This is a genomic window from Promicromonospora iranensis (assembly GCF_028994775.1).
Taxonomy (GTDB): Bacteria; Actinomycetota; Actinomycetes; order Actinomycetales; family Cellulomonadaceae; genus Promicromonospora; species Promicromonospora iranensis_A.
The window spans coordinates 83,546-94,520 of the sequence record NZ_JAJQMN010000017.1; the positions used below are offsets into that span (position 1 = coordinate 83,546).

Annotated in this window: 14 protein-coding genes; 4 read left to right on the forward strand and 10 right to left on the reverse strand. The window is 73.1% G+C overall.

Going from position 1 to position 10,975, the window contains the following annotated elements; all coding sequences use genetic code 11:
* Positions 1-5: 5 nt before the first annotated feature.
* Together LUU90_RS23895 and LUU90_RS23900 are read right to left on the reverse strand one after the other, a co-directional pair.
* Positions 6-551, reverse strand: a complete 546-nt coding sequence (locus LUU90_RS23895) for a TetR/AcrR family transcriptional regulator (RefSeq protein WP_275006501.1) — start codon at positions 549-551, stop codon at positions 6-8.
* Positions 552-564: 13 nt separating this feature from the next.
* A complete protein-coding gene (locus tag LUU90_RS23900) occupies positions 565-1,146 on the reverse strand; it encodes a sugar O-acetyltransferase (RefSeq protein WP_275006504.1) in 582 nt (193 codons plus the stop codon).
* Between the two features lie 58 nt (positions 1,147-1,204).
* Between LUU90_RS23900 and LUU90_RS23905 the strand changes: the two genes are divergently transcribed.
* Positions 1,205-2,419, forward strand: coding sequence for an MFS transporter (locus LUU90_RS23905; RefSeq protein WP_275006506.1), 1,215 nt, complete (start codon positions 1,205-1,207; stop codon positions 2,417-2,419).
* Positions 2,420-2,438: 19 nt separating this feature from the next.
* Here the strand turns inward: LUU90_RS23905 and LUU90_RS23910 are convergent, their stop codons facing one another.
* The 7 genes from LUU90_RS23910 to LUU90_RS23940 form a co-directional block, all read right to left on the reverse strand.
* On the reverse strand, positions 2,439-2,870 hold the full coding sequence (locus tag LUU90_RS23910) for a DUF6098 family protein (RefSeq protein ID WP_275006508.1): 432 nt from the start codon (positions 2,868-2,870) through the stop codon (positions 2,439-2,441).
* A 35-nt stretch (positions 2,871-2,905) separates the two neighbouring features.
* Positions 2,906-4,219, reverse strand: coding sequence for a cytochrome P450 (locus LUU90_RS23915; RefSeq protein ID WP_275006510.1), 1,314 nt, complete (start codon positions 4,217-4,219; stop codon positions 2,906-2,908).
* A 115-nt stretch (positions 4,220-4,334) separates the two neighbouring features.
* Entirely contained in the window at positions 4,335-4,751 is a 417-nt protein-coding gene (locus tag LUU90_RS23920) for a CBS domain-containing protein (protein WP_275006513.1), read from the reverse strand.
* 119 nt (positions 4,752-4,870) lie between these two features.
* Positions 4,871-5,470: a flavodoxin family protein gene (locus LUU90_RS23925; RefSeq protein WP_275006531.1), complete on the reverse strand. Its 600-nt coding sequence runs from the start codon at positions 5,468-5,470 to the stop codon at positions 4,871-4,873.
* A 94-nt stretch (positions 5,471-5,564) separates the two neighbouring features.
* Positions 5,565-6,698, reverse strand: a complete 1,134-nt coding sequence (locus tag LUU90_RS23930; RefSeq protein ID WP_275006515.1) for a hypothetical protein — start codon at positions 6,696-6,698, stop codon at positions 5,565-5,567.
* Between the two features lie 16 nt (positions 6,699-6,714).
* On the reverse strand, positions 6,715-7,134 hold the full coding sequence (locus tag LUU90_RS23935) for a CBS domain-containing protein (RefSeq protein ID WP_275006517.1): 420 nt from the start codon (positions 7,132-7,134) through the stop codon (positions 6,715-6,717).
* A gap of 126 nt (positions 7,135-7,260) precedes the next feature.
* Positions 7,261-8,157, reverse strand: coding sequence for an aminoglycoside phosphotransferase family protein (locus tag LUU90_RS23940; RefSeq protein WP_275006519.1), 897 nt, complete (start codon positions 8,155-8,157; stop codon positions 7,261-7,263).
* Positions 8,158-8,324: 167 nt separating this feature from the next.
* On the opposite strand from LUU90_RS23940, the gene LUU90_RS23945 reads away from it, so the two are divergent.
* On the forward strand, positions 8,325-8,531 hold the full coding sequence (locus LUU90_RS23945) for a tautomerase family protein (protein ID WP_275006521.1): 207 nt from the start codon (positions 8,325-8,327) through the stop codon (positions 8,529-8,531).
* A 16-nt stretch (positions 8,532-8,547) separates the two neighbouring features.
* Here LUU90_RS23945 and LUU90_RS23950 read toward each other — a convergent pair whose 3' ends face one another.
* A complete protein-coding gene (locus LUU90_RS23950; protein ID WP_275006523.1) occupies positions 8,548-9,333 on the reverse strand; it encodes an isocitrate lyase/PEP mutase family protein in 786 nt (261 codons plus the stop codon).
* Positions 9,334-9,498: 165 nt separating this feature from the next.
* Here LUU90_RS23950 and LUU90_RS23955 point away from each other — a divergent pair, with 165 nt between their 5' ends.
* Together LUU90_RS23955 and LUU90_RS23960 are read left to right on the forward strand one after the other, a co-directional pair.
* A complete protein-coding gene (locus tag LUU90_RS23955) occupies positions 9,499-10,452 on the forward strand; it encodes a zinc-binding dehydrogenase (protein ID WP_275006526.1) in 954 nt (317 codons plus the stop codon).
* 30 nt (positions 10,453-10,482) lie between these two features.
* Positions 10,483-10,755: a CPBP family intramembrane glutamic endopeptidase gene (locus tag LUU90_RS23960; protein ID WP_275006533.1), complete on the forward strand. Its 273-nt coding sequence runs from the start codon at positions 10,483-10,485 to the stop codon at positions 10,753-10,755.
* Positions 10,756-10,975: the final 220 nt, after the last annotated feature.

The window sequence follows — 10,975 nt, forward strand, 5'->3', positions numbered from 1 at the left end:
CCCGCTCAGCCCGCGGCTGTGATCCGCCGCACCGCCTCCGTCACCGTCTCGGGCCGCGGGGCCTCGGTGTCCAGGGCGCGGTGGATCGTCAGCCCCTCGATCAGGGCGTCCAGCATCCTGGCGGTGACCGGGTCGAAGTGTCGTTCGAGCGCCGCGCGGGACCGCGCCATCCACGCGTTGGTCAGCTCCCGGTAGGCGGGCTCACGGGCCGCGAGCGTGTACAGCTCGTGGGTCAGCACGAGGTCCCGGTGGGTGCCGAACACGTCCCGCGTGATGATCTCGACCACGGCGGCGCGCGCCGTCGTGAGGTCGGTGGCCTCGCTCATCCGCTGCTCGAACCCGTCGCTGACGCCCCGCGAGAACCGGCCGAAGGCCTCCCGCAGCAGCTCGTCCATGCCGGTGAAGTGGTAGGTCATCGACCCGAGCGGCACGTCCGCCGCGGCCGCCACCTTGCGGTGGGACACCCCCGCCACCCCCACCTCCGCGATGAGGTCGAGGCACACGTCGATGATGCGGCTCCTGCGGTCGGGGTCGTGCCGCCGTACGGTCATCCGCCGCCTCCCGTCAGATCTCGCGGACCACGCGGGCGGGGTTCCCGACGGCGACGACGTTCGCCGGCAGGTCCTTGGTGACCACCGCGCCGGCTCCCACCACCGTGTTGTCCCCGATCGTCACCCCCGGGCACACGACGACGCCCCCACCGAGCCAGACGTTGTCGCCCAGCACGATCGGCAGCGCCGCCTCCAGCTTGTCCCGGCGCGGCTCCGGCTCGACCGGATGGGTCGGCGTCAGGAGCTGGACCCCCGGGCCGAGCTGGCAGTCCGCGCCGATGGTGATCGGCGCGACGTCGAGCGCCGTCAGGTTGTAGTTGACGAACGTGCGCGGGCCGATGTGGATGTTCTCGCCGTAGTCGACGAACAGCGGCGGCTTGACGTACGCGTCCTCCCCCAGCGTCCCGAGGAGGTCCGCCAGCAGCGACCGGGCACCGGCGTCGTCCGCGACCGAGGCGCGGTGGTAGGCGTCGGCGAGCCGCAGGGCGCGCTGCGCGAGCCGCGCGTTCTCCGGGTCGTCCGCGATGTACAGGTCGCCGGCGAGCATGCGCTCGCGGTTGGTCCGGGAGTCTCCGGCGAAGTAGTCCTGAGTCATGCGGTCACCCTAGCGGGCGATGTGTACGAGCGTACGCAGAGTGGGTAGGGTCGTGCCCATGCCTCTTGTCCCGGGTTCCGGCCCGCAGCCCGCCGACCGGCGCGCCCGCGCCGCCGTCGCCGCCATGTTCCTGACCAACGGCGCCCTGTTCGCGAACCTGGTCCCGCGCTACCCGGAGATCAAGGCCGCACTCGGCCTCGACAACGCGACCTACGGCCTGGCTGTCGCGGCCTTCCCGGCCGGGGCGATCATCGCGGGCCTCGGCGCCGGCTTCATGGTCCGCAAGCTCGGGTCCGCGCAGGCAGCGGTCGCGGGAACCATCCTCACCGGCCTGGGCGTGCTGGCCGCCGGGCTCTCCCCCTCGTTCGGTCTCCTGATCCTCGCCCTGCTGCTGGGCGGCGCGATGGACGCCGTCACGGACGTGGCGCAGAACGCCCACGGCCTGCGCGTGCAGCGCCGCTACGGACGGTCGATCATCAACGGCTTCCACGCGGTGTGGTCCGTCGGCGCCGTGCTGGGTGGGTCCATGGCGGCCGGGGCGATCGCGATCGGGCTGCCGCTCGGCGTGCACCTCGGCATCTCCACGGCGATCTTCGCGACGGTGGCGCTGGTGGCGCTGCGGTTCCGTCTTCCCGGCAAGGACGGCGACGCCGACGACGCGGCGGCGGGCTCGAGGCCGGACAGCAGGCTGCGTGGCGCCGCGGCCAGCCCGCGCACGCTGCTGATCCTCGCGGCGCTCGTGCTGATCGCGATCGGCGGCACCCTCGCGGAGGACGCCGGCAGCTCCTGGGCGGCCCTGTACCTGTCCGGCACGCTCGGCGCCCCCGCCGCGCTGGCCGCCACCGGGTTCGTCGCGCTCGTCGGGACCCAGTTCGTCGGACGGCTGCTCGGCGACCGCATGGTCGACCGGTTCGGGCAGCGGATGGTCGCCCGTGGGGGCGGCGTCGTCATCGCGCTCGGCATGGGGCTGGCCCTGGCCTTCCCGAGCGTGCCCGGCACGATCATCGGCTTCGCCGCGGTCGGCCTGGGCAGCGCGACGCTGGTGCCCGCCGCCATGCACGAGGCGGACGAGCTTCCGGGCCTGCGCGCCGGCACCGGCCTGACCATCGTGTCGTGGCTGATGCGGCTGGGCTTCCTCGCATCCCCGCCGCTGGTCGGCCTGGTCGCCGACGCCGTCGGCCTGCGCTACGGCCTGTTGGTGGTGCCGCTGGCCGGCCTGCTGGTGGTCCTGCTGGCCGGGGTGCTCCACGGCAGGAACACCACCCGCCGCTGAAGGGCCGGCGAGGAGTCCGTCACCGCCCGTCGGCCCCCGGGTGAAAGACGCGCGCGTACAGCCGCGCCGCCTCGTCCACCACCGACCGGTCGATCGAGGCGACGGCGGTGGTCGCGACCAGGAGCGGCTCGCAGTCCGGCCCGCGCCCCGCGATCTCGCCGGTCAGCGCCCACGGGTAGCGGTCGGGCGCCAGCAGGTGGGCGTACTGGCACAGCTGCCGCGCGAGCCAGTGCTCGACCTCCCGGTCCCACCACGGCTCCGGCGTCAGCGGGTTCACGCTCAGACCGGGCAGCAGACACCCGCTCTCGTGGTCCCGGCTCACGGTGGCGGCGTCAGCCACCGGGCCCCCACTGAACCGCACGTAGAGCGGCGAGACCGCCTCGACGAGCTCCCGCACCTCCGCGAGCGAACGCAGGTGCGGCACGCCGGGCAGCATCCCGAGCTCCTCCATCGAGCGAGCCTCCTCTCTCCGCCTCTCCGGCGGGGTCAGCGACTGCCGGCGACCCGGAAGCGCAAGCCCAGGTGGTCCACCGTGGCGGGCAGCGGGTCACGGGCCAGGTAGCGGCCGCGGGCCACCCGCAGATCGTGGCCGGCCAGCCGCGTGAGCATGTGGGACGCGACCAGCAGCACGAGGTTGCGTCCCGGGCACGCGGCCGGACCACCACTGAACGGGACCAACCCCCAGTCGGCGTTGTTGCGGCCGTCCAGCCACGCCTCCGGAAGGAACGCGTCGGCGTGCTCCAGCCGGTCCGGGTCACGGTGGAAGAAAGAACTCACCACAGCGAAACCCGTATGGGCGGGCAGGGTGCGCTCACCCCAGTCGGTCGGGCCCGTCGAGTCACGCAGCACGGCGAACGTCGTCGGCCACAGGCGCAGCGACTCCAGCACGCACGCCCGCGCGTAGGGCAGGAGCGCCGGACCCTGCCCGGCCGGCTCCGCCTCGGCGAGCAGGCGCTCGCGGACCGCCGGACGGGCGGCGACGATCGCGAGCGCCCGGAGGGTCGCCGCACCCGCGGCGTCGAACGCGAAGAGCCAGTGCGGCACCTGGCCCACCGCGGTGGCGGGTCCGCACTGGTGGGCGACGGCGGCGAGGCAGCCGGGCTCAGGGTTCAAGAGGTAGGACGCGATACGGCCCTCGAGCTCCTCGCGAACATCCGGTCGGGCCGGGTGCAGCCACGACCAGTTCGCGTCGCCCCGCAGTGTGTTGAGCAGTGCCACGAGCTCGCGGTCCCCGCGCGCCCTCGACCCGAGGACGACCTCCAGGACGGTGCCCCACCATGCGTCGGTGAAGGTCTCGGCGTCGAACCGCCCGCTCGCGCCCAGCTCTCGGCTCAGGTCGGCCGCGCCGCGCTGCACGGCGTCGACGACGGCCGCCCCGTCGTCGTGCACCGGCTGGTCGGTCTGCAGCACCTTCTCGTTGAACGGCCGGCGGTGCCACCGTTCGGCGGTCGAGGAGATCAGCACGCCCTCGGGCTGGAAGTGCGCGAGGGCGGCGCGCTTCTCCTTGGTCGCGGGGGTGAACGGCTCGGGCGAGCCCTCGAGCAGGCGACGCACGTCGTCGGGCTCGACCACGACGACGAGGCGGCGCGTGCCGAGGCGTACGACGAGCGGCGCCCCGCCGTGGCGCGCACGCAGGTCGGCCAGGACGGCACGTGCGGTGCGGTCGGTCTGGTGGCGTTCGGCCCAGGCGGTCATCCGCGGGCGGCGGACGATCGCTCCCTGGGCCACCAGGGGGGCGAGCACCTTCCCCAGGACGCGCACGTTCTCGGCGGGGGTCAGGTCGACGGGCGTGGGGCTCATGGCGTCTCCTCACCGGACTCGGTGCGCGGCCCGCTCCGAGGTGGTCTCACGTCAGGTGGCACGGGCCGGGCTCGTCCGCCGAGGACGTCGACGGACGAGCCCGGCCGGCGTCCGCTCAGTTGTTCGGCTTCTCCTCGGAGATGTCCGCGAGCGCGGACGAGGGGTCGCGCTCGACGGCGAGGTCACCGATGGAGACGATGCCGACGGCCACGTCACCGTCCATCACGGGAACGCGTCGGACGGCTGCTGAGCGCATCACCTCGACGGCGGTCTCCACAGGGTCGCTGGGGCCAACGGTGACGAGCTGCTCGCTCGCGACCTGCTTGATGGTGGCGTCGAGGCCGAGCCCTTCGGCGAGACCGCGGACGACGAGGTCGCGGTCGGTGACGATCCCGACGACCTTCGACTCGGACTGGACGACCACCGCACCCACGTCCTCGGCGGCCATCGCCCGGGCGGCCACCTGGACCGAATCGGATACGTCGACGGTGGTCGGCGCTGGGGTCATGACATCGGCGACGGTTTGTACCATGTCGCTCTCCTCCCTCGCTAGGGCCGACGGCGGGCTGCTTCACCGACAGATCCACCATGCCTCGGTGGCGTCCCGTTCGCATCCCGCTCGCCTGCCGGACGTGCTCGCTGTCGGGCGCGCTAGCTGCCGGGCGGCGGTGGCACGGGGTGGGCCGCGAGCGCCGTCGCCACGGCGTGCAGGTTGTGGGCCATGAGGCGGCCGGTGCTGTGCGACCACTCGTGGCCGTGCTCGGTGTCGGGGTACTCGGCGCCGGGACCGGGGCCCTGGTTCCAGTAGGTCCAGGCCTGGCCTGGCACGGTGTAGCCGATGTCGCCCAGGGCCCCGCCGATCTCGGAGATCACGTGGTGCGCGCCGTCCTCGTTGCCGGTCACCACCACGCCGGCGACCCGGTTGTAGGCGACCGGGGTGCCGTCGTCTGCCGTCTCCGAGAGCATCGCGTCCATGCGTTCGAGCATGCGCTGGGCGATGGACGAGGGGCGGCCGAGCCAGGTGGGGGTGACGACGACGAGGATCTCGGCGTCCAGGAGGCGGTCGTGCACGCCGGGCCAGGCGTCGCCGGCGCCCATGTCGGTCTGGACTCCGGGCTTCACGTCCAGGTCGGCGAGCCGGACGTGCTCGACGGTGACGCCGCGCTCCTGGAGGGCGTCGGCGACCACCGCGGCGAGCGCCTCGGTGTTGGACGGTTCGGGGGACGGCTTGAGGGTGCAGCTGATGAACATGGCCTTCACGGAGACACCTCGGCAGGTCGCATCGGCAGCCACTTCTCGACCTCTCTCAACGTAACGCGGACCGTGGCTCGCGCGCCCTTCGAGATCAGGCACGCAGTGCGTCGGCGCCACGGCCGAGCGCCACCGCGAGCGCGCCCGCCACGAAGTAGTCGTACTGCGACGAGTGCTGCGCCGCACGGACCGCGGCCCGGAGCTGCTGGACGGCCAGATCGAGCTGGGTGACCGAGTCCGCGGCTTCCTTGCCGGCCGCGTCGGCCGTCGTGTCGTCGCCGGTGTCCTCGGTCTCCGCGGCGCGCACCGCGGAGGCGAAGGCACGCAGCGTGACGGCGAACTCCGGTCTCAGGTCCTTCCCGAGCGCGACGTCGTCACGGCCGTCCCGCTCCCACTCGACGAGCAGGCGCACGACCTCGTCGACCACCTCGGCCGCGGTGCTCAGCGCGCCGGCCCGCCGCATCAGGGACGCCATCCAGTACTCGTTGCGCTTGTACCGCACGCGCACGTTGGCGCGCGATGCCTCGCGCGCCTGTGCGATCGCCGCACGCGCGCTCTCGACGGTGGGGAAGAGCTGTCGGCGGCGCTCCTCCCACTCGTCCGGGTCCAGAGTCCCTTCGTCCTCCAGCCAGTTCGCCAGCACCTCGGCCTGCTCGGCGACGCCGTTCCGGAGCCGGCCGAGCGCGAGCTCGGACGGCGTGAGCGGCAGCGGCGGCAGCAGCAGGTTGATGCCGATGCCGATCGACGCGCCGACGACGATCAGGCCGGCGTAGGAGCCGATGTAGTCGAACCCGTCACCGCTGCCGAGGATGAGCACGAAGATGGCCGACATGACCGTCCAGCTACCCATGTCGCCGAAGATCCGCCAAGCGACGCACAGGATGGCGATGCCCACCACCAGCGCCAGCTCGAGCAGGCCGGGCAGGGGCAGCAGGCCGACGGTGCGGGCGATGACTGCGCCCACCAGCACCGCCGCGACGGACTGGAGGGAGTCGCGGACCGAGCGCACCACAGTGCTCGTCGTGGCGAGCACGGCGCCCAGCGGTGCGTAGTACGGGTACTCCGAGAACGGCGCGGGTGCGATGAGCGCCACGAACCAGGCCAGGCTCGCCGCCAGCGCGCCCTTGACAGCGAGCGACCAGCGCGGATGCCTCAGCCAGGCGCGGTGGGCCGCCGAGAGAAGTCCGGCCGGCCGCGCGAGGCGCACCGGAATCCGGGGAGCGACCATGTCGCGGCCTACGCCCTCAGCCGTTCGGCTCCGCCTCGGAGATGTCGGCCAGCGCCGAGGTGGGATCGCGCAGGACGGCGAGGTCGCCGATCGAGACGATGCCGACCGGCACGTCGCCCTCCATCACCGGGATGCGGCGGACGGCGGCGACGCGCATCAGCTCGACGGCCGTCTCCACGGGGACGCCGGGGCCGATCGAGAGCAGCTCCTCGCTCGCCACCTCGCCCACCATGGCCTCGAGGCCGAGCCCTTCCGCGAGGCCGCGCACCACGAGGTCCCGGTCGGTGACGATGCCGACGGTGGTGGGACCGGCCTGCACGACCAGCGCCCCCACATCCTGCGTGGCCATCGTCCGGGCGGCGGTCTCGAGTGTCTCGGACATGCCGATCGTGGTGGGTGCTGGGGTCATGACGTCCGCAACTGTCTGCTGGGCCATGTCTCGCTCCTTCCCTCGGTACGACTTCCCTGCGTGGGGGCCGACGGCGGGGTGTCCCGCGCTCCCACCGTGCCGCGCCGGGATGCCGCTCGCATCCTGTCCGCTTTGAGGGGGTGCTGGTGCGGCTCAGCGCAGTGCGCGCAGCAGCCGGGCGCACCGAGGCGGGTCCTCCGTCAGGCCGTGCTCCAGGCCCCAGAGCCGGTAGTCGGTGGTCCGCCACAGCGCCCACGCACGGGTCAGGCCGGGGTCGAGCCCGCCCGCGTCGACAAGCAGGTCGAACCACTGGGGGATATCGCCGTCGGCCATCTCGTCGACGCGGTGCCAGAGCACCTCCACCGCCGTGCGCTCGGCGTCGCCGCGGCGCAGCACCGGGTCGACCACGCACCACCGGCCGTCCGGATGGCGCAGGACCTGGCCGAAGTGCAGGTCGGCGTTCACCGCGACCGGCTCGCGGTCGCCGGCCAGGATGGTCGCCCCCGCCTCGGTCGCGACGTCGAGGTCCGCACCGTCGAACGGTCTGCCCAGTCGCTCCCACACCACGCGGAGCCGTGGCGTCAGCTCGGCCACGTCGTCGGAGGTGTGCCGCAGGCCGGCGGCCACGCCGTCGCGGGCCGGGACGGCGAGCAGGCGGGCGATCCGCGCGATCTCGCTGATCGCGAGCTCCAGGGGCTCGTTCGCGAGCGACCTGTCGGGATCGAGCCGCTCCAGCAGCAGCACGCCCTCCGCGGCGTCGGCGGCGTGCTCCGCGACGACGCCGTGGCCGCGCCAGAACCGCAGCGCGGCGGAGAGCGCGGCGACGTCGTCGCCCGGCGGCGCGAGACGGAGCGCGGCCGGCCGGCCGGCGCGGCGCACGGGTACGACCAGCGCGTTCGACCCGTGCCGAGGCCGCCCGTCGACCGTCAGGTCCCAGCGCTCGCACCAGGACTCGACCAGGTGCGGCAGACCGGTGAGCCACCGCAGCTCCGGCGGCGTCGCGTGCCACCACCTGGGCATCGCGCGAAACGACTCCGGGACCTCGATCACGGCGCCACGCTACAGCGAGCGCACCAGGGATCGCGGGCCCCTCGATCAGGAGTCCTCTCCTGCTCCCGGCAGGAGCCCCGCAGAGTGGACGACGTCGTGCCGCGCACCGTGGCCGTCGTCAGTCTGAGCCGTCCGGCTCAGTCGCCATACTCCGGAAGGAAGCATCCATGCCGTTCGCCAACCTCAAGGTGCCAGCGGACACCCTCACCGCGGAATCGAGGAAGAAGCTCCAGGACGCCGTCACCGATGCCTTCGCGAACGTGTACGGCGAGCGCGCGCGGGCGTCGACGCTCGTGATCCTCGAGGAGGTGGCCGACGGCGGGTGGAGCCTGGGCGGCAGCATCCTCAACGCGGACGTCCTGGGACGGAGCTGACCGGAGCCCGCGGTCGTCACCCGTCCGTCGCTCGACGCACGTGCCGCTCGAGGCGGGCCTGCGCCTCCGGGTAGGGCGTGGCCGGCGGAACGTCGTGACCGTCCCTGACGGCGGTCGCGACGGCGACCGCCGCGTCGACCGCCGCACGGTAGGGCAGGGAGCCGGTGCTGACCCGCCGGACCCCGAGCTCACCAAGCTGCCCCACCGTGCGGCCGGGGACCACGAGGACGTTCAGCGGCAGCGGCAGCGCGCTCGCGAACCGTTCGAGCACTGCCGGGTCCGTGGCGCCGGGGACGAAGATGCCGTCGGCCCCGGCGTCGACGTAGGCGCGGGCCCGGTCGAGGGTGGCGTCGACGGTGGCGTTCTTGTTGAGCCAATAGGTCTCGACGCGGGCGTTGACGAACATGTGGGGTGCCGCCGCCTTGATCGCCGCCACCTTCGCGGCGTGTGCGGCGGGATCGATGAGCTCGCCGGACGTGGAGTCCTCGACGTTGACGCCCGCCAGCCCTTCGTCGGCCAGGGCCGCGACGAGGTCGGCGACCTCGGCCGGGTCGTCGCTGTAACCGTCCTCGATGTCGGCGGTGAGGTAGGCGGGGAGTGCCCGCAGGCGTCGGACCAGATCCACCGTGGCCTGGCGGCTCGTCCGGCCGGCGTCGGGTGTTCCGAGGGCGGCGCTGACGCCGAAGCTCGTCGTACCCACCGCCGGGAAGCCGGCCTCGACGAAAGCCAGGGCAGACGCGACGTCCCACGCGTTGGGGAGAAGGAGTGGTCGGGGGCCGTGGTGGAGGTCGGCGAACGTCATGAGGACAGCGTCCCAGGATCGTGTCATCGCTCTCCACCGTGAGCATGTGAGGCAACGGATTCGCCGTTGCTCTCACTTCGCCGAAGCGGACGCCCCCGTCCGTTAACGTCGCCGACGCAGGGACAGAAGCCACGGACAGAACAACGGAGACGAACGATGCGAGCAATGACTGTCGAGCGATTCGGCGACCCGAGCGGCATGGCGATGACGGACGCCCCCGCCCCGGCCCCCGGGCCCGGGGAGCTCCTGATCGAGACCGAGGCGATCGGGGTCGGCGGTGTTGACGCCGTCATCCGCCGCGGCACCATCAGCGGGTACGGCATCACGACGGGACTGATCCTGGGCAGCGAGGTGGCCGGCACCGTGACGGCGGTCGGTCCGGACGTCGACGAGTCGTGGGTGGGTCGCCGGACATGGGCGTTCACGGGTCTCGGCGGTGGCTACGCCGAGCAGGCGCTCGCCCGGGTGGACGACGTCGTCGCGCTTCCCGAAGGGCTGTCGTCGATCGACGCGGTGACCCTCGGAAGCTCGGCACCTGTCGCCCACTTCGCGCTCGCGCACGCGCACCTCGCACCCGGCGAGTCGGTGCTGGTGCGCGGTGCCGCGGGGAGCATCGGCATCGCGACCGTGGAGCTGGCGGTACGTGGTGGCGCGAGCGCGGTGGCGGTGACGACGTCGTCGGCCGAACGCGGTGCCCGGCTCCGGGAGCTCGGGGCGACACACGCCCTCGACCGCTCCGGCGACGGCGAACCGGACGCGCCGGCGTCCTTCGACGTGATCATCGACATCGTCGGGGGACCGGATACCGCCGAGTTCGTCGACCGGCTCACACCGAACGGGCGCCTGGTCCTGGTCGGGGCGGTCGCGGGATTCCCGCCGGCCGACTTCGGCGGCCGACTCCTGAGCTCGTTCCAGCAGTCCCGTTCCGTCGCGACGTTCAGCCTCGACAGCGTGCCCGTCCCGGCCAGGGACGCCGTCCGGGCCGAACAGTTCGCTGCGGCGGCGCGTGGGGAGCTGCACGCCGTCGTGCACGACGTGCTGCCCTTGGCCCAGGCCGCTGAGGCGCACCAGCAGATGGATGACGGCACGGTGTTCGGGCGGATCGTCCTCGTGCCCTGACACCACCGTGTTGACCGTGGGCTCATCGTCCTGACGCCGATCGGCGAGGAGCTTCTCTTCCGCGGCGTGGTGACGACCGGTCTGCTCCGCTACGGCCCCGTCATCGCGACCGTCGGCAGCGCCGTAATCTCCGCGCTGCTCCACGGCATCAACGTCGTGCTGCCCGCCGCCCTGGTGGTCGGGATCATCACCGCGGAGCTCCGACGGCGCAGCGACTCGGTCTGGCCGGGCGTGGCGGTGCACGCTTTCAACAACTCGATCACGGTGATCGCCCATGCGCTGATTCCGGGGGTCGTGTCATAGCCCAGGAGAGGTCGGCCGGACGTGCGCGCCGAGGTGGCCGGCGCCCCGGGCCGGTGTTCGAGGCCGGCCGGTAGGCGATGGCTCCTCGGTCGGGGCGACTGTGGCAGCCGATCGTGTAGCGGCTGCGTGGGATGCGTCCGCTGGGGTTGCCCATGCCGACGGCCGGGGTCCACGCCGGTGTCGGCTGCGTGGGGCGATTCTGCGCCTCCTCCGGTCCGGG